The organism is uncultured Campylobacter sp., from assembly GCF_938017775.1.
Classification (GTDB): domain Bacteria; phylum Campylobacterota; class Campylobacteria; order Campylobacterales; family Campylobacteraceae; genus Campylobacter_B.
Genome location: NZ_CALIIU010000009.1, coordinates 56,987 through 78,488, shown reverse-complemented (window position 1 = coordinate 78,488; position 21,502 = coordinate 56,987). Strand labels below are relative to the sequence as shown.

Genomic DNA, 21,502 nt, shown 5'->3' with positions numbered 1-21,502 from the left:
GGGCGGTTAAAATTTTAAAAATTTTAAGTATAATTTCGCGAAATTCAAGGCTAAATTTAGACAAAATGAGCGAGGATAAAAATGGCGAAAATTAAAACCATGATTTTTGAGTGTCAGCACTGCGGCAATCAGCAAAGCAGATGGCTCGGCAGATGCCCCGGCTGCGGTGCATTCGATAGCTTCGTCGAGCTCAAGCCCGCCCAGATCAAAGCGCTAAAAGAGATCGAGGGCGAGCTTGCCCGCGCCTCATCCGCAAGCGCCAAAGCGATCAGCGAGATAGAAATTGAGCAAATTTCGCGCATTGACACCAAAGATAGCGAGCTAAATTTAGTCCTCGGAGGCGGCGTCGTGGAGGGCTCGCTCGTGCTAATCGGCGGCAGCCCCGGTATCGGAAAATCCACGCTGCTGCTTAAGATCGCGGCAAATTTAGCAAGCGGCGGCCGCGCCGTGCTTTACGTAAGCGGCGAAGAGAGCGCCAGCCAGATCAAAATGCGCGCGCAGCGGCTTGGCGCGATAAGCGAGCAGCTGTTTTTGCTCACCGAGATCAATCTGAGCGCCGTGCTTGAAGAGGTGGAGCGTAGGGATTATAAGTTTATCGTCATCGATAGCATCCAGACGCTTTTTAGCGACAAAGCCCCCTCTGCGCCGGGCTCTATCACGCAGGTGCGCGAGATCACGTTTGAGCTGATGCGACTTGCCAAAGCGTGCGGTATTTCGATCTTCATCATCGGCCACATCACCAAAGAAGGCTCGATCGCGGGCCCGCGCATACTAGAGCATATGGTGGACGTGGTGCTGTATTTCGAGGGCGATGCGAGCAAGCAGCTTAGAATTTTGCGCGGTTTTAAAAACCGCTTTGGGGCTACGAGCGAGGTTGGGATTTTCGAGATGGGGCCGCATGGGCTCGTCAGCGCCAAGGATGTCGCGAGTAAATTTTTCACCCGCGGCAAGGCGGTAAGCGGCTCGGCGATCACGATCACGATGGAGGGTACGCGCGCGCTCGTCGTGGAGATCCAAGCGCTCGTGTGCGAGAGCGGCTACCCGAAGCGCAGCGCCACAGGCTTTGATAAAAACCGCCTCGATATGCTTCTGGCGCTGCTTGATCGCAAGCTTGAGATCGGGCTTGGTGGATACGACGTCTTCGTAAACGTAAGCGGCGGCGTAAAGATCACCGAAACGGCGTGCGATCTAGCCGTCATCGCGGCGATCGTAAGCAGCTTCAAAAACCGCCCGATCAGCAAAGAGAGCGTCTTCATCGGCGAGGTGAGCCTAAACGGCGAGATCAGAGAGATCTTCAACCTCGATGCGCGCCTGAAAGAAGCCGCGATGCAGAAATTTAAAAACGCGATCGTCCCGATGAAGCCGCAAAATGCGCAGGGACTTAAAATTTTTCACGCTACGGAGATCACGCAAATTTTAGATTGGATGTGAGGGCGCGCACTTCTTAGTTTCGGTTTAACAGAGGGCTAGAATGGGCAAAAATGGACTTTGAGCGGCAAGGGGCGCGTTGCTTTTGCATGGGCGCGGCGAGGGGCGCAAGTGCGCTACTTTTTGCATGGCTCACAAGCAAGCGCAAATGAGCTTGATCGCTAAGGCGCGATTTTTGGAATTTCACGTATCGTAGCGGCTCAAAATTTCATTTGAGATTTAAAACGGCTCGGCAACGGTGCGGTTAAAATTTAATCATTCGCGCCGCATCCTAGTAAGCAAGATAGGCGCTTTGCGGCGCAAATTTTAAAATTTTGCCGCATTGCGGCGCAAAGCCAAGCGCGACAGCTCTTTGCGTCGCACAAAATTCTATCGCGGCGCACAGAACGTATCGCATAGAGCTAAGAGCCGGTAAAATTTTAGCGGCGCCAAGCTCTCATGCGCGGACGCGACGCGGATACCGCAAGCAAAGTATCGCGCGCCGAGCCGAATGGGCGCCGCCGTAGCACGTCGCAACCCGAAAAGGCTTGCTAGCAAGACGCTATGCAAGCCAAAGCGCGCAGGTCCGCCTCACATAGCCAAAAGACAGAGCCCGAGAGGTGGCAAGATAGCAACGCAGCGAGAGCGCGATGAAATTTTAACGCAGACCGCATAAGCCGTCGGCAAAGCCTAATTCTACGGACAGGTTCTGCAGATAAAATTTCGCAAATTTAGCGCGGATAAAATTTCATAAATTTAAACGGAAAGGTGCGTATGAGCCCAAACGTAATCGTCAAATTCGTCATTTTGTTTTTCATCAGAGCGCAAAGCTTAAACATTAAATTTAGCAGGCTCGATGCCGTCGTATCGCGCGCTTACGCCAAATATGGGGCGCTCTTTAAGCTCAGCGTGCCGCTACTTGCCGCAGCATCGGTATTTGCGCTGTTTAACCTATACGATTTTGCCAAAGCCAACTACGCACTGACGATCTTTTTGCTTGCTTTGGGCTCGCCTCTGCTTGCGTATGGCTTTTTTAAGGCGATAAAATCAGCGATGACCTTCGCGCTATTTGTGATCCCCTTTGCGGCGGTGTTTGCGATCATCGCGGTTACGGGTGCACAAAAGCTTGATAACTCGCTAAATTTCAACATCGTCTTTCCGCTGTTTTTCACCATCGTGTGGTTTGCGATGTCGGTGATCGCCGATGAGGACGTGGCGCAGATCATGAATAAGATCGTATCGAAGCTCTCCACACTTTTCGTGACGATTTTCATCCTTTACAACTACGAGACGCTTCACGGAATTTTAACCGCGGGCGCGGGAGGGTATCGCGCGGGCAGCGACGAGCTAAACGCGCTTGATCTGGTGTTTATGACGATTAGATTTTTCACGCTGCCTTCGATTTTTACGTTGATGATTTTTGAGATCAAAGATTATCTTTTTATCAGATACGGCGCGTTCGTGCAGGCTCAGCAGGAGCGCGTAGAGGATTTAAAAAATTCCAAGGGCTCGAAGTAAAAATTTAAAGTTTAATTCAATCTAATTTCGCGCGCCTTAAATGCTCGCAAATACTAAAGATTGCGACCGCCGTGTGCACGCTGGCTTAGGCGCGGCGGCGGGACTAATAAAATTTGAAATGAGATTTTAGGACAAAATTTTGAGATGGAATTTTAATGACACGCCGATTATGCGCGGGTTAGAATTTAAAGCCGCAAAGCTTCAAATTCCGACCCCGCAATCAAAATTTAAAATTTTAAAAGAAGCTGTATATGTCGTCTAAAAGGAAGTATTTTTTATCGACGGTGCCTTTGTAGAAAGGCTCAAAAGTATCGTTATACGCCTTTTTGAAAAAGCCCTCTTTACTAAGCGAGATAAGCGCTTGATTGACGGCTTCTGCGAGATCTGCGTTGCCTTTTTGCATCGCGATGCCTAAAAATACGTTCTTGCCAAGACTTTTGATATTAACCTCGACGCTAGGATCTGCGACCGGATAGACCATCACAAATAGATTATCGTCGCACGCGCCATCGATTTCGCCGCTCTTTAACCGTTTGTAGCAATCGGAGGAATTTTTGCAATACACTAGATTGTAGCCGCCGTCCTTTTGCATAAACGCTTCGCCCGTCGAGCCGCGGATGACGCCTACTTTCTTACCTCGCAGATCGCTCATTTTTTGGATATTGTCGCTTTTTCTGGTTAAAACTCCGGAATTTACCGAAAGATAGGGCATCGAAAACTCATAATTTTTCTTTCTCTCCTCAGTAACGCTTGCAGCCGCGATAAGCATATCTGCCTGATTATTTTGAATGGACGGAAAGCGCGCTTGCGCCGATACCGGTACGAGCTCGATCCTGCCGCCGGTATCGCCTAAAATTTTGCCTCCGATTGCATTAGCAAGCTCCACGTCAAAGCCCTCAAAGCCGTTATCCGTGACCCTACTAAACGGAGGTTCATTTTCATAAACGGCGATACGAATGACTTTACTCTGCTTTATTTGACTTAAAGAATTCGCAAGCGCAAAGATGCAAGATAAAAGAATTAAAAACAGTGATTTTTTCATTTCAAATTCCTTTTTTATTAAAAAAAGCTGTAAAGATCGTCGAGTAGGAAATATTTTTTATCGACGGTGCCTTTATAGAAGGATTCGAAAGTGTCCTCGTAAGCCTTTTTGAAAAAGCCCTCTTTGCTAAGCGCAATCAAGCCTTTATTGATCGCTTCTAGCAGCTCTGCGTTGCCCTTTTGTACTGCGACGCCCAAGAATACGTTCTCGCCTAAATTTTTTATATTGACCTCGACCGCAGGATCTACGATCGGATAGACCATTACAAAAAGGTTGTTGTTACAATATCCGTCAATCTCGCCACTTTTTAATCTCCTGTAGCAATCGACCGAATCGTTGCAATAAGAAACATTATAACCGCCGTCCTTTTTGATATACGCCTCGCCGGTGGTCTTGCGGATGACGCCGATCTTTTTACCCATCAAATCGCCTATTTTGTGAATATTTGAGTCTTTTTTCGTTAAAATTCCCAAATTCACCGTAAAATACGGCATCGAGAAATCCACGCTTCCCTTACGCTCTTCAGTGATACTTGCAGCCGCGATTATCATATCTGCCTGATTGTTTTGCAGCATCGGAAAGCGCACTTCGTTCGTTACCGGTATGAGCTCGATACGACCGCCGCTGTTGCCGAAAATTTTACCAGCTAGCGCGTTGGCAAGCTCGACTTCGAAACCTTCAAAGCCTTTCTCGCTCGACTTGCTAAAAGGCGGCTCGTTTTCATAAACGCCCACTCTGATAACCTTACTTTGCTTGATCTCGCTTAAGGAATTCGCAAAAACAAAGATCGCCGACAATAGAATAAGAAAAAATGACTTTTTCATAATTTCCTCCTTGAATTTTAAATTTTTCGTAATTGTAATGTAAATTTTCTTAAAATTTCATTTTACCAAAACTGAAATTATTCCCTAAATTACGAGCTTAGCGATAAAATTTCGCAACTAAAATTTCTAAGCATAATGATAGAGGCTTTTTAAATTTTGCTGCCTTGCATCAAGCTCCGCCTGCTTTCATTAAATTTTAGCGCTTCGCTATAAAATTCTGTGCGTCTATTAGCGCCGCGTAAAAAAAATAGCACGCCGCTGCGAAATTCTATGGAATTTTATAAATTCTGCAACGGTGCGTTAGTGGAATTTGCAATCCAAACCCAAGCTCGCAAAGTCGGACAAAATAGCAAGGCTATGCGAGCCTTTTAAATTTTACCTAGCGAGAGCACACAGCTATGCTTACGAAAACAAACACAGGCGAGCTGTATCGCTATGCCCGCCTAAAATAAGCTATAAAGGTCATCCAGCAAGAAATATTTTTTCTCCGCAGTGCCCTTGTAATACGGCTCGATCGCCTCATCATAGGTCTTTTTCATAAAGCCGTCTTTGCTAAGCTTAATTAACTCGCCGTTTAAGAACTCGAGCAGATCCTTATTGCCCTTAGAAACCGCGATACCCAAGAAATCCGAAACGCCTAAATTCTTAATATTTACTTCAGTATCGCTATCTACGACTGCATAAGCAAGAACTAATAAATTATCGTGTGCAAAGCCCGCACCCTTACCCTCTTTTAGAATTTTATAGCATTCGTGTGCGGTAGCACAATTTATGATTTCAAAACCCTCTTTTTTAAAATATGCCTCGCTAGTCGTACCGCTTTCTGCGATGATCGGCTTACCGTGTAAATCAGACATCGTTTTGATCTTATCGCCCTTACGGGTTAGCACGCCGATATTTACTGCGAAATACGGCGTCGTAAAATCGACCACCTGCTTACGCTCATTTGTGATCGTAAAGGTCGCAAGCACCATATCTACTTTATTCTCTTCCAACACTTTTAAACGCTCACTAGCCTTTACGGGTACGAATTCCACCTTGCCCGCCTTGCCACCGAATATATCTTTTGATAGCGCCTCGGCTAGGGTCACCTCAAATCCTTGAAATTTGCCGTCTTCAAATTTACTAAAAGGCGGTTGCGCCTCAAATACGCCTACGCGCACACTGCCCGATTGCCTAATCTCTGATAGGGTATTTGCCACTACACTACTTGTAAATAGCAATAAAATTCCCAAAATTATCTTTTTCATATGGTTCCTCTAATTTACAATGATTATAGCCTAGCCACGCATCTGCGTCGCTTCGGCAAGCCCTCTTAAGCCGGTCGTATATTATTCGCTCACTTCTCCTTTCGACATTTTTTAAAATTTCTTTACCTTTGAAATTTTGCGGCGCATTTTACGCAAATTTCATTTAAAATACATTTAATTTGCGCCGTGATTTAGATCCCAATCGATCTCTCCCATGCCGTGCGCGCGCAGATATTCGTTGCATCTGCTAAAATGCCTGCAGCCAAAAAACGCCCCTCCTGCAAGCGGACTGGGATGCGCGGCGGTTAAAATGAGATGCCTCTGCGCATTAATCAGGGCCGATTTTGCTTTGGCGAAATTTCCCCACAGCATAAAGACCAAATTTTGCCGCCTCGCGCTTAAAATTTTAATCACGGCGTCGGTAAAAATTTGCCAGCCAAAGCCGCTGTGCGAGTTCGCGCGGTTCGCGCCCACGCTAAGGCTCGCATTAAGAAGCAGCACGCCCTGCTTCGCCCAGTAGCTCAGATCGCCGCTTTCAGGCTCGCTGATACCCAGATCGCTTTTAATCTCTTTATAGATATTTACGAGGCTGGGCGGAATTCGCACGCCGCGTGGCACCGAAAAGCTAAGCCCCATCGCCTGATGCGCGCCGTGGTAGGGATCCTGTCCCAAAATCACCGCGCGCACCCGCTCAAACGGAGTTAGATTGAAGGCATTAAAGATCAAATTTCCCGGCGGATAGACGATCTCGCGCGCCTTTGCGGCGAGCAGATTTTCTTTGATCTTCGCAAAATACTCGCTTAAAAATTCCTCTCTAAGCGCCTCTTTCCAGCCGCTCTCGATCTTCACGTCGTCTAAATTTATCTGCATACCGACCCTTTAAATTTTAATAAATTAACGTTCTAATTTTACAATAAATTTTAAAAATAGTCTCGCTCGCACGCGCCGCTGCAATCAAAGGCGGATCTCCCGCGCCGCCAACCGATCCCGCCGATTTATAGGCGCCACTACACGATCACGATCAAAAGCGCCATAAATAGCAGCATGGCGATCGTCTTTTTATTGTCGTTAAGCAGGCTCTCGCGGCAAAAAGCAAACAAAATCGCGTAGGCAAAAAGCGCGATTGCGAACTCCCACGGGTTATTATCTCTAAATTTCAACCTATAAATGATCGCCGCTACAAAAGATATATGCGAAAGCAGCGATAAAATTTGAGCCGGTTTCATTCTGTCTTTGTGATCTCCTATTTTATGTAAAACCCACTATATCGTTATTTTATCTACTTTGATAAATGTCCGCAAGACCAAAGTCTAAATTTTTAAATTTTATCCCAAAGCTTTTAAATTTATTTTTCAACGACAATATCAATCGGCTGTAAGTAAATTTAGCGCACGCTATTAATACCCCATTTTATTTATTTGAACTATATTAAGTTTCGGATAAAAAATAACCTCGTGGTCATAATCGTCCGGCTGTCCCCATTTGTGCTCTTTTTTGTGCCATATTCGCCTTTTATCGTTAATTAGCGCCGTTAGGTTTAAATTTTCGATCGAGCCATAGATCAGATATTCCTTATCACCTGCATAATGATATGACGGCATCGCCCACGATAGTTTAAATTCGTGCAAATTTGTAGTTTCAGCTATGCAATCGGACTTGGAAACAAACTCGTAACCCTCTTGCAGCATTTTTTGTTGCGTCAAAATAAAAGGCTTATCCGCCTTTATAAAATGCGTGTAACAGATGCAAGTCTGTATTTTTTCGCTGCATGATAAGGAAGGTCTTTTTTTACGATAAATTAATAAAGTTTCTCCATTCGCATTTGTTAAAGATTTAAATTTAATCAAATCTTGATTTTCTATATACGAAAACCCCGTATTAAGGGGTGAAAATAGAAAAGCTATAAATAAAACAAACAATATCAATGCCGCAAACGGTAATATCAATGCTGCGAGTATGACAATCTTGATGACTTTCCACAATGTTTTTAATATCTTTACTGCTTGCATTAAGATTTACCTCCTCTCTATTTTAAAATTTACTGCGGTATTTATAAACCGCACCGCCGATCTTAGCGGGTCTTTAAAATTTCATCGCACGAGCTTGCTTTTAAGGCCGTAATACGGATAATCCATCGCAGCAGCGGCAGCCTCTTGCGCAGAGCCGCCTGCGAATTTCTCGATCACGCAAAGTCCAAGCTCGATGGAGCTACTCACGCCGCCAGCAGTGATGATCTCGCCTCCTGCGGGCAGGCTATCGTGCACGAGCTGCTCATGCACCACGTCCGCGCAGTAAGGCGCCAGCAGATCGTAGCAAAACGGATGCGTAGTCGCGCGCCTACCGCGCAAAAACCCCGCCGCGCCCAGAAGCAGCGAACCGGTGCAAACGCTAAACTTATACTTCGCATCGCGCGCGGTTGCGAGCCACGAGATGAAGCCCGCATCATCTTTAAGGCGGCGCGTCGCCATACCGCCGGGCACAAAAACCGCATCAAAGCCGCCTAGATCCGTCGTGATCTCGCCCGCATCGATCGTAAGGCCGCCGCTGTCCGAAACCTGCCGCTCGCGCGAGCAAAACCTCATCTCAAGCTGCGGGCGGACGGCTTTGAGCCTTAACATACAATCGTAAAATCCCACAAAATCGAGATGCGTCTGTCCGCTAAACATCACAAGCGCTAGATTTTTCATAATCCGTCCTTTAAATTTATCGCTCGCCCAAGCTTTCGGTTTGCCGCCGTTAAAATTTTCAGCGCTGCAGCCGCAACGAGCGTCTGTTTAAAACGCCCGTTTAAATTTAGCGACCGAATGCCCGCTCGGCTAAAATTTTAAAATTTCATTCTGTCGGGCAGCAGAAATTTTACCGCCTACGAATAAAATTTCAGAAACAGTTAAAATTTTGCGCGCCTTTTATTCCGCTTTATTCAAATTAGAAAAAGCCCGCAAGCCTGCATAATGCAGCCTTTTTGAAACATTCTCAAATTCTAAATTCCAAATCCCCTCGTCGTATTTCCATTCAAACGGCGTTTTGTAATTCGTCCAAATTTCATACGCGCGTTCGTTTAGCCGCTCAATCGACGCAGAAATCCCTAAATCGCCGCCCGCTATCTCCATCATCAAATGCCAGTTATCCAAATCGGCGGGGTCGTCGGTGTGGATGGATTTTTCGCGCGGCAGATAATACACAAAATCGCCCGTATCAAAGGGAAATAAAGTATGACACAGCGCAATGCCGTAAATTTTTTGAGCAAATACGGTCGGAAGCTGCTCGTCCGAATAGCCAAAAGTTGAAACATATAAAAAGCTGCGCAAAATGCTCGCTAAATTTCTACAAACGGGCGCAAAGGCATATCTGCAAGCCTGCTGCGTTAAGGCGCCGTTTCGAATAAAACTTATGGCGCTATCGATCTCTTTTCTTCTTGCTTGCACGTATTTTATCTTTTTAAACCGCCAAGCTTGCAAAAGCTGCAAAGAATTGTCGATTGAGCGTAGATGCTTGTCTCTTTTTTCATCCGCCGCGCCGCTTAGCTCCGCGATCCTCGCAGCGGCCTGCCTCCAAAACGGAATCAGGGTTTGTACCCATCCCAGGTAGCTAAGATAAAGCGCGTCCGGCTCCTCCTTTTCAAAAGCCGCTCTCATCTGCGTAAGTTTTATCATCGCAGCCCTCTTATATCAGAATTTTACTCCGCTCTACTCCTCGCCAGACATCTTCTCCTCGCTCGCCATGCAGCTTTGGAATATAAATTTATGCTCCTGCGGCAGCGCGTGATAAATTTTATCTGCAAGCTCGCGGATCTCCCAAAGCGCTGCTTTGCTAGAGCGCAGAGCGAGGAAATTTTGCAAGCTGCGCGCGTTTATGCTCCAGCTAAGCTCGCTCTTGTAGCACTCGGGCAGGCAGTATTTTGCGATATCAAGGCTGATTGGGCTTTGTAAGATTACGCGCAGATTTTCAAGAGCCGCGATACTTGCGTTATCGACCGCTTCATTGCCCGTAAGCACGATGTATCGCGCGGCGTTTTCGAAATCCCCTTGCGCGAAGCTATTCTCGCCGCGCAATTCTTTGAGAGTGTAGCGAGTGGATTTTACGCTAAGGCTTGCTAGGCGGTGGCGCGCCAGCTCCTGAAGCAGCGCGCGAGAGATGCCGCTGATATAGAAATTGTAGTAGAGGTGTTCGAGCGTGCTTGAGTGCTTGAGCTGGTTGCCGACGCGGTCGATTAGCGCTAGGTCTTTGGCGCCGCCGCAATCACCGCGCGCAAAGCTCTGCCAGCAGGTGCGTATCGCATTTGAGCAGACCCAAAGCGGAGTGAAATTTAGAAGTTTGACTTGCATGTTTATCCTTTGAAATTTTAAACGCATTTTAACGCTATCGCACTTTTAAACCGATAAAATTTCGCAAAACGACGCTTTTAATAAACAAAGCTCGCGCCTAAGCTTTGCAAGCAGAAATGCTTCATTTTATCTTTTTTCGCTGCCGCCGCGAGAGATTAAAATTTCATCCAGCTCGTAGCGCGTGTGCGGGTATTTGCTAGGCTCACCACGTCCCAAAGCCACGACGATTGCAGGACGAAATTTTGTCTCTAAAGCGCAAAATTTTTCCAAAGCCGCGGCGTCAAAGCCGGTCATTATACACGAGCGCACGTCAAAGCCCTCGGCAATATTAGCGATATTTGCCGCTAAGATATAAAGCTGCTTGGTCGCGTAGTTCATCAGCGCTTCGTCGTCTAAGTCCGCAAATTTCGCGCGGAAATAATTCATCGCAGCTTCATATTTTTGCGGAGTGTTTGCGCGACGGCGAACGGTGCGCTCTAAATACTCCTCGCCCACGCGCAGATCGTTACGCGCGATTAAAATCACGGCGTGCGAGCACTCGGCTACTTGTGGCTGGCTGTTGCAGGCTACAGAAAGCTCTTTTAGCTCGCAAGGATCCGAGATTATCATCATCCTCCAAGGCTCTAATCCGCATGAGCTGGGACTTAAGCGCGCAAGATCAAGTATCTCGCGCACGAGCTCGCTATTTAGCTTGTCGCTGCAAAATTTACGGCAGCTGTGGCGAGAGAGCATCGCTTCTTTTATCGATTTCATTTTATCTCCTTTAAAATTCGCGGCATTATAGCGGGTTTGCCTAAATTCCACTCGGCTAGCTTGGCGAGTTAAGCTAGATTTTGCTAATATTGCCCTTTTAAATTCCGCTACAAGGCATAATATGAATGATAAATTTAGCAAAATCGGCTTCATTCTCGCGGTCGCGGGCAGCGCCGTAGGGCTCGGTAATGCGTGGAAATTCCCCACTTTAGTAGGCACCAACGGCGGCAGCGCATTTATCTTGCTATATCTTTTGCTGACGCTTTTGGTTAGCTTCGTGATTTTTTTAGCCGAGATCGTCATCGGCAGGCTAAGCGAAAGTGATCCAGTGCGCGCATTTGAAAAGCTCGCACCCTCATACAAAGGCGCATGGAAATACACGGGATTTTTTATGATTAGTGCGCTTTTGATCTATGCTTTTTACAGCGTCGTAATGGGTTGGATCCTAAAATACGTGGTCTCAAGCGCTTTTTATCTGCCAAAAAGTATAGATGAAAGCGGCGCAGCGTTTAACGCACTTTTAGGTAGCGACTTTTTAAGCGTGGCGGTGTGCTTTACCATAGCGTCGGCGTTTTGCTTTTTCATCGTATCTAAAGGTGTCAAAAGCGGCATCGAGCGACTTAATGTCTGGATGATGCCCGCGCTATTTATTTTGCTGGTTTTGATGCTAATTTACGCCGCGAGTTTCGATGGATTCGGACGTAGCGCAAAATTCTTGCTAGTGCCAGATTTTTCCAAGCTTAATAAAGATAGCGTTCTTTCGGCGCTAGGACTTGCATTTTTTACGCTTTCGCTTGGCGTTACTACGATTATGACCTATGCCGCGAGCCTGCCTACGCGCACCAATATCCTAACCTCAAGCATAAATATCGTCTGCATTAATGTCCTAATCGGCGTGATGATGGGACTTATCGTCTTTACCTTCATCTTTGAATTCGGCGGCGATCCCAAAGCGCAAGGTCCTGGGCTAGTGTTTGTCTCGCTGGTAGTGCTTTTTTCAAAGCTCGGTGCGATCGGAAACATCCTAGCCTTTTTATTTTTCACCTCGCTATTATTTGCGGCGATTACTTCTGCAATTTCGATGCTGGAGCCTGCGATTTATTATCTCGTAAACTCCCGCAAGCTAAGCCGCAAGCGCGCTTCGCTTTTAGTTTTTGCCGTGACGTATGTTTTAGGGATATGCTGCATTTTGGGTTATTACGGGGGTACGAGCGAGTATTTTAGCCTAGGTGGCAAGAGCTTTTTTGACGTGCTTGATTACCTAACCTCGAATATCTTAATGCCTCTTAGCGGCATAATTGTGGCGATTTTCGTAGGATTCGTGATCAAAAAACGAGCCGTCGAAATTCTACTGCGCCCATATATGGGACGAATGGGCTTTAAGCTGTGGTATTTTGTGCTGCTGCGCTTCGTGGCGCCAGTCGCGATCGTAGTGATAGCGCTCAATCAGCTAAAAATTTTAAATTTTTAAATTTTGTAAAGCAGGTGGATAACATGGATTTAAAATTTGGCGCTAAAGCAGTCCAAAAGCAACGCGCCAAATTTCATAGCGAACTTGCGGCGATCCGTTAGCCTTGCAGCGATAGTTTAAAATTTTATGTTTAGATAGAGGAAGGTCAAAGTATGTAGCGACAATCAGCCTTCGGCGCGACCGCGGCAACCTGCATGGCGATCGGTGCGCGCGGCAAAGACGCCGTAGCGCAGCCGCGTCTGATCACGCTGCGAAATTTTAAAATTCCGCGGCTTTAAAATTTAAAAATCATCGGAGAGAAAATGAACGATAAATTTAGCAAAATCGGCTTCATACTTGCCGTCGCAGGCGGCGCGGTGGGGCTTGGCAACGCATGGAAATTCCCCACCCTCGTGGGTCAAAACGGCGGCAGCGCCTTCGTGCTTTTGTATCTCGCGCTCACGCTGGGAGTGGGCTTTAGCATATTTTTAGCCGAGATGGCGCTAGGCAGGCTAAGCGGGCGGGATCTGCCGAGCGCATACGAGACGCTGGCGCCGCGCGGCGGACGCAAATGGCGCGCGGGAGGCGTTTTCATCGCGGGCGGCATGCTGGTGCTGTCCTTTTACCTCGTCATCCTCGGCTGGGTGATCCGCTACATATTTTTGGGCTTTTCTCCGCTGCCCGCAACTGCCGAGGAAGCGGGCGCCGTCTTTGACGATCTCATCTCGCATTCGCTAGCCACGAGCCTCGGCTTTTACGCGCTTGCGCTCGTGCTGACGCTCTCCGTCGTCGCGCGCGGCATCAAAAGCGGTATCGAGCGGCTAAACGTCGTGATGATGCCGCTGCTTTTCGTGCTGCTGCTCGCGATGCTTGCGTATGCGTGCACGATGCAGGGCTTCGGCGCAGCGGCGAAATTTCTTTTCTATCCCGACTTCAGCAAAATCACTGTTAACTCCGTCCTCTCCGCGCTCGGGCTCGCGCTCTTTACCCTGTGCGTGGGCGTGGGCTGTATCGCGGCATACGCAGCATCGCTTAGCGAAGGGGTGCGGCTCGTGCGAAGCTCGGTAAACATCGTATTTATCAACATCGCGATCGGGCTGATGATGGGGCTCATCGTATTTACCTTCATCTTCGAATTTCGCGCCGATCCCGCGCAGGGTGCGGGGCTCGTGTTCGTCTCGCTCACTACGATGTTTGCAAAAATGGGGCTAGCGGGGCAGGTGCTTGAAGTCGCGTTTTTCGTCTCGCTCTTTTTCGCGGGGATCACGAGCGCGGTTTCGATGATCGAGCCCTTCGTCTTCTATCTCATCGGCAGGTTTAAAATTTCGCGCCTGCGCGCAGTCTGCATATCGGGGTGCGTCATAGCGGTGCTAGGCGCATGCTCGCTACTATCGATGCATGCGGATTATGCGAGCAAGCTTAAGCTTTTCGACGCGAGCTTTTTTGACTGCTTGGACTTCGTAAGCTCAAACGTCATGCTGCCCCTCGGCGCGCTAACCTCGGCGATCTTCGTGGGCTTCGTGATGGACGTGCAGCGCCTGCGCGGGCTTTTCGGCGCTGATATGGGCGAGCTTGGATTTAAAATTTGGTACTTTTCGCTGCGCTTCGTAGCGCCCGTCGCGATCGTGATCATAATGGCAAATCTACTGTTTTTCGGCGGAAAATAAAAGCGAACGGAATAGATAGGAGCGAGCGAAATTTCACGCGATAAATCGCGCGGCAGATTTACGCGGCGAAGCGGCGCGTGGGGATCGCGAGACAATTTGCGACGTCTAAACTCGGCCAGATCGCGTGCTGCGATCCGCGAAGCGCCGAAGCAAAGGACTTTGCGTAATGAAATTTCATGCGGTAAATCTTGCGCAGTAAAATTAAAGCGTAAAATTTTACGCCACGTTTCGTAACGAAAAGAGTCCAAACGCGGCTCTAGATTTAAAATTTACGCGTTAAAATTTCGCAATCCTCTCGGCAAAGCCTAAAAGCATTAAAATTTTACTACCCGCTAGCATAACGAGCGCCAAAATGTGCCGTAGAAGCAGCGGGCTTGCTTTGCAGGAGCGATGAAAATTTTGCGGGTGCGGCCTAAACAGCTAGCAGCGCACGTTCAGACCGAATGAACTCCGTTTTAAAGCCGCGCGGTTTAAGCCGTTCCTAGCACGCTAGCACTTGCCCGCTTTTTTAAGCAATGCGTTGCAGTTACCGCCTTTGCCGCTTCCCGTACTACCCGCTGCTCCGACGATTTTCGTGCAAAGCACGTCAGAATCAACTACTATAACGGATGAAAAATAGCAACGATACAAATCACCGTTTTTGCTTCTGACCTTATAGTGCACGGAGTCGATCTCACTTTTTACCGAATCAGGCACAACCGTTAGATTTGATTTATCTATACCAGTTGCCATTTCAGCGCGATCTAAGAGTGTCGCCTCACTAGTCATCGGCTTTTTTATAAAACCACAACCACCTAAGATGGAAGCGGCTGCAAAAGACATGGCTAAAGTAAAAAGGCTTTTTGAAACCAGATATTTCATCGTTTTTCCTTTTAATTAAAATATAGATAAATTATAACGCCGTCCCAATTTAAATCTCCTTAAAATATGGATTAAACTGCTATTTTAAAATTTTAAAACATGGCTAGTAAAATTTAAACGTAAATAGCAAGCTTAGATGTGGGATTCATAATTTTAATCTTGTCGCAGCTGAAGTGCGCACATCGCCCAAATGAGGCTACGGACAAAATAGGCAGGACTACGACGCCGTGATTGAACTCCATGTAAAATGAATACCGCATTTTACTCGCAATTTAAAAACATAGCAATAAATACTATCGGTCGCTTCAAAAGCGCTAAAATAGATAGCAATATAGGGTATAGTATTATAATTTTATTATTCCAATCTATTCAATATAAATGGAGTGACAAATCTAGAACCTCCATAACTTAAATGATCTCTATCATTATATAATATTACATTATCTTTAGAGATATAGCAACTATCTTCATCGCAAAATGGTTCAAAAAGGTCATAGACTTTAACTGATGGATAATCTTTTATAATCCTTTTTATTATACTATTATACTTTTTTTGGCCTCCCGAATATTCTTTTGGGAAAACGCACTTATTTCTACCTATAGCTCTAATAGATCTTATGACACACTTTGAAGGGTCATAAGGCAAGTGCGGTGAATCTAATAAAATTAAAACCTCTTTTTTACTTTTTAATAATAAATCTAGCGTTCTTCTAATGCCATCTTCCAATATTTTATCGACATCTTTTTCTTGTAAATTCTCCATATCTTTTGCATCTATATAGGAACAATCAGGATTATGCCCTAATATTACGGTTTTGATATTTGGATCTTGAAATATAAAATTATATGCTGAATTTATAAGTTGATAAGCGTTTTTTCTAACTCTAACTATATTGGGATCAATATCACTAGTGCCACTAGAAATATTTATAAATGGTGCAGCACAACTTGCAGGAAATAAAGCAACGCCGTCTTTAGTTTTCTCTGCAATACCTAAATATAAATGATTGGCATGAGAATCGCCTATGATCGCAATCTTATTCCCAAAAGGTTTTTGCATCATACATTCGTGATCGGTTATCTTCGACCAATCAGGAAAATACTTTTTACAATTCTGAGCGCTATCATGTAAAAATTCAGTAGAGTCAGGCTGGGTAATCGGAATTGAGTTTACATTTTTACCGTTTCTTAGATAAATAATATACCCCGAAATCCCAATTAAGACAATCATGGCGAATAATATAGGAATTTTAAATTTAAAATTATTTTTAAAGCGCAATGGTCTTTCTATAAATTTATATAAAATCCAAGCCAAAACAACGGATAAGAAAACACAAGATATTCTTATGGTTCTATTAGGAGTTTCGCTTTCTAAAATTCTAGCAAACGATAATAACGGCCAATGCCATAAATATAACGGAAAGCTAATAAGCCCAAACCAAACTAAAATTTTATTTGATAATATCTTTTGGCTGATATAAGCCCCCCCCCCATTAGAACCTGCGATAATAATAAAAATAGAACCTAGAATAGGTATTATTGCCCATTTACCCGGAAATGGCATAGTCTTAGATATATGCAAAAATCCATATATAAGTATGGAAATACCTATAAAGGCACATACATTAGACAAAGATCTGCCATCATTTGGAATGCCTTCTCTATATATAATTTTTGAAAAGTAATGATCTATCCTTAATTTAAAATTTTTAATAGTATTATTTTTATGTATATTTAACCATGCCAAAACAGCACCAGACAAAAGTTCCCAGAAACGCGTCTGCGGCGAATAAAATGTAGCTACTAAATCTTGTTTTATACCTTTTAGATTTAAAATAAAAGAAATTAACAGAATAATAACCGATATAGTTAGCAAATTAAATTTTTTCTTCCATAAAAACCATAATAAAAAAGGCCAAATTATATAGAATTGTTCTTCTATGCCAAGGCTCCATAGGTGTAGTAGCGGTTTAGTTTCAGCAGAGTTATCGAAATATCCGGCTTCGCTCCATAATATGAAATTTGCAATAAACCCTGCTCCGCCGGCCGTATGCTTACCAAGCTGCTTATACTCCTCCGGCAATAAAGCAAACCATCCGAAAATAAGACATGCGAATAATACGACGAAAAGTGCCGGATAAATTCTTTTAATACGTCTAGCATAAAATTCATAGAAACTAAATGTTCCTTTTTCTAAATTATTAAAAATAATCGTAGAAATTAAAAATCCAGATATTACAAAAAATATATCTACACCTATAAAACCGCCACTTATTTTATTTGGAAAAGCATGAAAAGCCACAACAGATAAAACGGCTATTCCTCTTAAACCGTCTATATCTGGTCTATACTTTGGATGCTGTAAATCATTACTCATAGAATTACTCACTTATATTGTTTAATTTTTATAGATTTAAGCTCATAGAGAGTATGTTGTACTCAAAAAAATGAGCTGACCTATTCCTCCTCCACAACCAAAATCCTTGACTATCTCTTATCAAAATCTAAGTCGTTTACATAAAACCTAACGCAAGAATAATAAAGCATTAAATTTCATAACGAATCAATTTAATAAAATTTAGCCGTTCATTATAGATAGCAGCTCGGTGTTGTCTTTGGTTTTTAGCATCTTGGCGTATAAAAATTTCAGCGCCTCGATATCGTCCATTGTAGAAATTGCCGAGCGCAGCGCCCAGATCTTTTGTAGATTTTCGCTACCTTGCAAAAGCTCCTCTTTGCGCGTGCCCGATTTGGTAATGTTGATCGCGGGGTAAATTCTGCGATCCGAGATATTGCGATCGAGGATGATCTCGCTGTTGCCCGTGCCTTTGAACTCCTCGAAGATCACGTCGTCCATTCGCGAGCCGGTCTCGATGAGCGCGGTAGCGACGATGGTAAGCGAGCCGCCGTTTTCGATATTTCGCGCCGCACCGAAGAAGCGCTTCGGCTTGTGCAGGGCGTTTGCGTCCACGCCGCCGCTTAGGACTTTGCCGCTGCTAGGCGTGACGGTGTTGTAAGCGCGCGCAAGGCGGGTGATGCTATCGAGCAGGATGACGACGTCCTTGCCGTTTTCGACGGCGCGTTTTGCTTTTTCGATGACGAGCTCGGCGACGCGGACGTGGTTAAATGCAGGCTGATCGAAGGTTGAGCTAAACACCTCCCCGCGTACGCTACGCTCCATATCGGTCACCTCCTCGGGACGCTCGTCGACTAGCAGCACCAAAAGCTCGACCTCGGGGTGGTTGCGCGTAATGCCGTTGGCAAGCTCCTTCATAAGCTCCGTTTTACCGCTACGCGGAGGCGCCGTGATTAGTCCGCGCTGCCCCTTTCCGATCGGGGTGAAAAGATCAAGCACGCGACCGGTAAGGCGCATTGGATCGTATTCGAGCTTGAGCTTTTCTGTCGGAAAAAGCGGCGTGAGATTGTCAAATAACGGGCGCTCTCTAGCCTCTTGAATCGATTTGTAATTGATCGCCTCGATCTTTAAAAGCGCATAGTACTTCTCCTGATCCTTCGGCTCGCGCACCTGGCCCGTGACAATGTCGCCGACGCGCAGGGCGAATTTGCGGATCTGGCTTAGGCTCACGTAGGCATCATTGGCGCTGTCGCTTAAATTTGAATCTATGCCGCGCAAAAAGCCGTAACCCTCGGCGGTAACCTCCAAAATCCCCGTAAAAAGTATGAAGCCGCCCTGCTTCGTCTGCATACGTAAAATTTCAAAAACGAGCGCTTGGCGGCGGAATTCGCGCGGGTTTTCGACGCCTAGCTCGTCTGCTATGGCGATGAGATTTTCAAGATCCATCGAGCGGAGCTCCTCGATCTGGTAGCCCTCGACGGGAACGTGCGTTTTAGCGTAAGTTTTTCTGCCGTTTTGATTAGAATTTGAAACGGCGGTCTGGGTGGAATTTTGATTTGTATTTTCCATTTGTCCTCTTAGAGTGTGAAGTTATTAAATTTAGTTTTAAAAGTCGCGAAATTTAAAATTTAGTTCTCTTTATAAGCACCGAACCTTAAAATTTTTTGTTGTCTTCTGCTGATGAGCTCGTCTATACTAAGATCGTCTAGCTTGTGCAGCTCGGTTAAGACGTAGTTTCCAAGCGCTTTTATCGCGCCGTCCTTATCCCTGTGGGCGCCCGTTTTAGGCTCTTTTATCACGTCGTCGATCAAGCCCAGCTCTTTTAGCTCCTCGGCGGTGATTTTTAGTGCCTTCGTAGCCGCCTCGCTCTTGCTTGGATCGTTCCACAAAATCGCAGCACAGCCCTCGGGAGAGATAACCGAAAAAATTGAGTTTTGAAGCATCGCCAAACGATCGGCCACGCCGATCGCTAAAGCTCCACCGCTGCCGCCCTCGCCGATAACGACGGCGATCGTAGGGGTTTTAAGATCGCTGAGCTCATATAAATTTCGCGCGATAGCCTCGCTTTGGCCGCGCTCCTCGGCGCCAAGTCCAGGATATGCGCCTGGAGTGTCGATCAAAAATAGAATCGGAAGGTTAAATTTCTCGGCAAGTTTCGCTACGCGCAGAGCCTTGCGATAGCCCTCCGGATGGGGCATGCCGAAATTTCGCTTCAGCTTGTTTTTGGTGCCGCGGCCCTTCTGCTCTGCGATCACGGCAATTTTGCGGTTGCCCATAATGCCCAGATAGCACACGATCGACGGATCGTCTCTAAAGGCGCGGTCGCCGTGAAGCTCCCTGGCGTCCTGCAAAAGCGCACGAATATAATCGATCGCGTAAGGGCGATCCGGGTGGCGCGCAAGCTGAAGCCTTTGATATTCGTTTAAATTTTTATAAACTTTGGAAATTTCTTTTTCGAGGTTCTTATTTAAGATTTCGACCGCATCCTCATCGCCGCGAATTTTTGCAGCGGTGATATCCTCGTCGATCTGCTTTATAGACTTTTCGAAGTCCAGATAGCTAGCCATTAATCTACTCTTTTGAAAATAAGCGATGCGTTCGTGCCGCCGAATCCAAAATTATTGCTCATGACGCAATCGAGTTTGGCTTTTCTAGCGACGTTTGGCACATAGTCCAAATCGCAATCTGGATCTTTTGAAATTTGATTTATCGTAGGCGGTATGATGCCGTTTTGCATCGCCAAAAGGCTGATCGCAGCCTCTACCGCCCCGGCAGCGCCCAGGCAGTGTCCTAGCTGGCCCTTGGTGGAGCTGACCGCAGGCACTTTGCCCTCGCCGAAAAGCTCTTTTAACGCCGCAGTTTCGTTTTTATCGTTTATCGCAGTCGATGTTCCGTGAGCGTTGATATAATCAATCTTCGGGCGCCCCGCCATCTCATAGGCCTTTTTCATAGCGCGGATCGGTCCGTCTAGGCTAGGCGAAGTGATATGATAAGCATCGCCGCTAGCGCCGAACCCTACGAGCTCGCCGTAAATTTTAGCGCCGCGCGCTTTTGCGTCTTCTAGCTCTTCTAAAACCAAAGCCGCCGCACCTTCGCCCATAACAAAGCCGTTTCGCTCTGCATCAAACGGACGCGAAGCGTGCGCGGGATCGTCATTTCTAGCGCAAAGCGCCTTCATCGCGGCAAATCCGCCGATACCTACGGGACAAACCGCAGCCTCGGCTCCCACTGCAAGCATCTTTTTCGCTTCGCCGATCATAATAACTCTCGCAGCGTCCATAATCGCATGTGCGGAAGCCGCACAAGCCGTAACGCTGGATAAATTCGGACCTTTTAATTTATAATATATAGAAACAAAGCCGCCGAGCATATTTACTAAAGCAGAGGGGATAAAAAACGGAGAAATCCGCCTAGGGCCGCGCTGCAAGCAGGTATTGGCATTTATCTCGATATTCGGCAAACCGCCGATACCGCTAGCGGAGCTAACGCCGAATTCGTCGCTATCAAAGCTACTAAATTTAGCGTCATCCATAGCTTCGCCCGCAGCTTTAAGCCCGAGTTGGATAAATCTATCCATCTTTTTTATCTCTTTTCCATCCTCGATTATGCTGCTTGGATCGAAACCTTTTACTTCAGCTGCAATTTGAACCGGAAATTCGCTAGCGTCAAAGAGCGAAATTTTATCAACCCCGGTTTTTCCGTTACAGATATTTTCAAAACTGCTCTGTTTGTCAAGCCCGAGAGAGGTTATCATCCCGATGCCCGTTACTACGACTCGTTTCAAAACCGCTTCCTTAAAATTTTATTTCTTAGGCAAATTTTCTATATAATCTACTATGTCTTTAATGCTTACTAATTTTTCGGACTCGCTATCAGGGATCTCGATACCGAATTTCTCCTCTAAAGCCATTACTAGCTCAACTACATCAAGAGAGTCCGCGCCCAAATCCTCGATAATTTTAGAGTCAAGTTTAACCTGATCCGGGCTTACGCTTAGTTGCTCTACAACTACGTCTCTTACATCTTCAAATACTGCCATTTTAGCACTC

Annotated in this window: 21 protein-coding genes; 5 read left to right on the top strand and 16 right to left on the bottom strand. The window is 46.0% G+C overall.

Features of this window, described 5'->3' with window-relative positions; genetic code table 11:
• Nucleotides 1–81: 81 nt before the first annotated feature.
• From radA to Q0537_RS01630, 3 genes are all read left to right on the top strand, one after another.
• The gene (radA, locus tag Q0537_RS01640; RefSeq protein ID WP_299224544.1) at nt 82–1,431 is read left to right on the top strand and encodes a DNA repair protein RadA; all 1,350 of its coding nucleotides are present in this window, start codon (nt 82–84) and stop codon (nt 1,429–1,431) included.
• Between the two features lie 487 nt (nt 1,432–1,918).
• On the top strand, nt 1,919–2,083 hold the full coding sequence (locus Q0537_RS01635; protein ID WP_299224542.1) for a hypothetical protein: 165 nt from the start codon (nt 1,919–1,921) through the stop codon (nt 2,081–2,083).
• 98 nt (nt 2,084–2,181) lie between these two features.
• Nucleotides 2,182–2,925 carry a hypothetical protein gene (locus tag Q0537_RS01630; RefSeq protein WP_297880876.1) on the top strand — a complete coding sequence of 248 codons (744 nt, stop codon included), beginning with the start codon at nt 2,182–2,184 and terminating at the stop codon, nt 2,923–2,925.
• Nucleotides 2,926–3,160: 235 nt separating this feature from the next.
• Here the strand turns inward: Q0537_RS01630 and Q0537_RS01625 are convergent, their stop codons facing one another.
• From Q0537_RS01625 to Q0537_RS01580, 10 genes are all read right to left on the bottom strand, one after another.
• A complete protein-coding gene (locus Q0537_RS01625; protein WP_299224540.1) occupies nt 3,161–3,967 on the bottom strand; it encodes a transporter substrate-binding domain-containing protein in 807 nt (268 codons plus the stop codon).
• Between the two features lie 17 nt (nt 3,968–3,984).
• The gene (locus Q0537_RS01620; protein WP_297882300.1) at nt 3,985–4,791 is read right to left on the bottom strand and encodes a transporter substrate-binding domain-containing protein; all 807 of its coding nucleotides are present in this window, start codon (nt 4,789–4,791) and stop codon (nt 3,985–3,987) included.
• Nucleotides 4,792–5,234: 443 nt separating this feature from the next.
• Nucleotides 5,235–6,041 carry a transporter substrate-binding domain-containing protein gene (locus Q0537_RS01615; RefSeq protein WP_297895088.1) on the bottom strand — a complete coding sequence of 269 codons (807 nt, stop codon included), beginning with the start codon at nt 6,039–6,041 and terminating at the stop codon, nt 5,235–5,237.
• Between the two features lie 174 nt (nt 6,042–6,215).
• Nucleotides 6,216–6,911 carry a uracil-DNA glycosylase gene (gene ung / locus Q0537_RS01610; RefSeq protein ID WP_299224537.1) on the bottom strand — a complete coding sequence of 232 codons (696 nt, stop codon included), beginning with the start codon at nt 6,909–6,911 and terminating at the stop codon, nt 6,216–6,218.
• 137 nt (nt 6,912–7,048) lie between these two features.
• Nucleotides 7,049–7,267 (bottom strand): hypothetical protein, encoded by a 219-nt coding sequence (locus Q0537_RS01605; protein WP_299224534.1) that lies wholly within the window; start codon nt 7,265–7,267, stop codon nt 7,049–7,051.
• 171 nt (nt 7,268–7,438) lie between these two features.
• Nucleotides 7,439–7,744: a hypothetical protein gene (locus tag Q0537_RS01600; protein ID WP_299224532.1), complete on the bottom strand. Its 306-nt coding sequence runs from the start codon at nt 7,742–7,744 to the stop codon at nt 7,439–7,441.
• Between the two features lie 387 nt (nt 7,745–8,131).
• On the bottom strand, nt 8,132–8,728 hold the full coding sequence (locus Q0537_RS01595) for a DJ-1/PfpI family protein (protein WP_299224530.1): 597 nt from the start codon (nt 8,726–8,728) through the stop codon (nt 8,132–8,134).
• 219 nt (nt 8,729–8,947) lie between these two features.
• Nucleotides 8,948–9,694, bottom strand: coding sequence for a hypothetical protein (locus Q0537_RS01590; RefSeq protein ID WP_299224528.1), 747 nt, complete (start codon nt 9,692–9,694; stop codon nt 8,948–8,950).
• 33 nt (nt 9,695–9,727) lie between these two features.
• Nucleotides 9,728–10,366, bottom strand: coding sequence for an FAD-dependent thymidylate synthase (thyX, locus tag Q0537_RS01585; protein WP_299224526.1), 639 nt, complete (start codon nt 10,364–10,366; stop codon nt 9,728–9,730).
• 126 nt (nt 10,367–10,492) lie between these two features.
• Nucleotides 10,493–11,119, bottom strand: coding sequence for a nitroreductase family protein (locus Q0537_RS01580; protein WP_299224524.1), 627 nt, complete (start codon nt 11,117–11,119; stop codon nt 10,493–10,495).
• A gap of 121 nt (nt 11,120–11,240) precedes the next feature.
• On the opposite strand from Q0537_RS01580, the gene Q0537_RS01575 reads away from it, so the two are divergent.
• The gene (locus Q0537_RS01575; protein WP_299224522.1) at nt 11,241–12,590 is read left to right on the top strand and encodes a sodium-dependent transporter; all 1,350 of its coding nucleotides are present in this window, start codon (nt 11,241–11,243) and stop codon (nt 12,588–12,590) included.
• Nucleotides 12,591–12,892: 302 nt separating this feature from the next.
• A complete protein-coding gene (locus tag Q0537_RS01570) occupies nt 12,893–14,236 on the top strand; it encodes a sodium-dependent transporter (RefSeq protein ID WP_299224520.1) in 1,344 nt (447 codons plus the stop codon).
• Nucleotides 14,237–14,725: 489 nt separating this feature from the next.
• Here Q0537_RS01570 and Q0537_RS01565 read toward each other — a convergent pair whose 3' ends face one another.
• From Q0537_RS01565 to acpP, 6 genes are all read right to left on the bottom strand, one after another.
• Nucleotides 14,726–15,097, bottom strand: a complete 372-nt coding sequence (locus Q0537_RS01565) for a hypothetical protein (RefSeq protein ID WP_298024997.1) — start codon at nt 15,095–15,097, stop codon at nt 14,726–14,728.
• 355 nt (nt 15,098–15,452) lie between these two features.
• The gene (locus Q0537_RS01560) at nt 15,453–17,474 is read right to left on the bottom strand and encodes an acyltransferase family protein (RefSeq protein WP_299224518.1); all 2,022 of its coding nucleotides are present in this window, start codon (nt 17,472–17,474) and stop codon (nt 15,453–15,455) included.
• A gap of 201 nt (nt 17,475–17,675) precedes the next feature.
• On the bottom strand, nt 17,676–19,022 hold the full coding sequence (gene rho, locus Q0537_RS01555; RefSeq protein WP_299224515.1) for a transcription termination factor Rho: 1,347 nt from the start codon (nt 19,020–19,022) through the stop codon (nt 17,676–17,678).
• 59 nt (nt 19,023–19,081) lie between these two features.
• A complete protein-coding gene (gene accA, locus Q0537_RS01550) occupies nt 19,082–20,020 on the bottom strand; it encodes an acetyl-CoA carboxylase carboxyl transferase subunit alpha (protein ID WP_291938084.1) in 939 nt (312 codons plus the stop codon).
• Nucleotides 20,020–21,237 (bottom strand): beta-ketoacyl-ACP synthase II, encoded by a 1,218-nt coding sequence (locus Q0537_RS01545; protein ID WP_299224513.1) that lies wholly within the window; start codon nt 21,235–21,237, stop codon nt 20,020–20,022. The genes accA and Q0537_RS01545 overlap by 1 nt, the downstream gene beginning before the upstream one ends.
• Nucleotides 21,238–21,255: 18 nt before the next feature.
• Nucleotides 21,256–21,492, bottom strand: coding sequence for an acyl carrier protein (gene acpP, locus Q0537_RS01540; RefSeq protein ID WP_299224511.1), 237 nt, complete (start codon nt 21,490–21,492; stop codon nt 21,256–21,258).
• Between the last annotated feature and the right edge of the window lie 10 nt (nt 21,493–21,502).

Coding starts and splice junctions, on each gene's coding strand:
- radA (WP_299224544.1), top strand. CDS start 82: ATGGCGAAAATTAAAACCATGATTTTTGAGTGTCAGCACTGCGGCAAT.
- Q0537_RS01635 (WP_299224542.1), top strand. CDS start 1,919: ATGGGCGCCGCCGTAGCACGTCGCAACCCGAAAAGGCTTGCTAGCAAG.
- Q0537_RS01630 (WP_297880876.1), top strand. CDS start 2,182: ATGAGCCCAAACGTAATCGTCAAATTCGTCATTTTGTTTTTCATCAGA.
- Q0537_RS01625 (WP_299224540.1), bottom strand. CDS start 3,967: ATGAAAAAATCACTGTTTTTAATTCTTTTATCTTGCATCTTTGCGCTT.
- Q0537_RS01620 (WP_297882300.1), bottom strand. CDS start 4,791: ATGAAAAAGTCATTTTTTCTTATTCTATTGTCGGCGATCTTTGTTTTT.
- Q0537_RS01615 (WP_297895088.1), bottom strand. CDS start 6,041: ATGAAAAAGATAATTTTGGGAATTTTATTGCTATTTACAAGTAGTGTA.
- ung (WP_299224537.1), bottom strand. CDS start 6,911: ATGCAGATAAATTTAGACGACGTGAAGATCGAGAGCGGCTGGAAAGAG.
- Q0537_RS01605 (WP_299224534.1), bottom strand. CDS start 7,267: ATGAAACCGGCTCAAATTTTATCGCTGCTTTCGCATATATCTTTTGTA.
- Q0537_RS01595 (WP_299224530.1), bottom strand. CDS start 8,728: ATGAAAAATCTAGCGCTTGTGATGTTTAGCGGACAGACGCATCTCGAT.
- Q0537_RS01590 (WP_299224528.1), bottom strand. CDS start 9,694: ATGATAAAACTTACGCAGATGAGAGCGGCTTTTGAAAAGGAGGAGCCG.
- thyX (WP_299224526.1), bottom strand. CDS start 10,366: ATGCAAGTCAAACTTCTAAATTTCACTCCGCTTTGGGTCTGCTCAAAT.
- Q0537_RS01580 (WP_299224524.1), bottom strand. CDS start 11,119: ATGAAATCGATAAAAGAAGCGATGCTCTCTCGCCACAGCTGCCGTAAA.
- Q0537_RS01575 (WP_299224522.1), top strand. CDS start 11,241: ATGAATGATAAATTTAGCAAAATCGGCTTCATTCTCGCGGTCGCGGGC.
- Q0537_RS01570 (WP_299224520.1), top strand. CDS start 12,893: ATGAACGATAAATTTAGCAAAATCGGCTTCATACTTGCCGTCGCAGGC.
- Q0537_RS01565 (WP_298024997.1), bottom strand. CDS start 15,097: ATGAAATATCTGGTTTCAAAAAGCCTTTTTACTTTAGCCATGTCTTTT.
- Q0537_RS01560 (WP_299224518.1), bottom strand. CDS start 17,474: ATGAGTAATGATTTACAGCATCCAAAGTATAGACCAGATATAGACGGT.
- rho (WP_299224515.1), bottom strand. CDS start 19,022: ATGGAAAATACAAATCAAAATTCCACCCAGACCGCCGTTTCAAATTCT.
- accA (WP_291938084.1), bottom strand. CDS start 20,020: ATGGCTAGCTATCTGGACTTCGAAAAGTCTATAAAGCAGATCGACGAG.
- acpP (WP_299224511.1), bottom strand. CDS start 21,492: ATGGCAGTATTTGAAGATGTAAGAGACGTAGTTGTAGAGCAACTAAGC.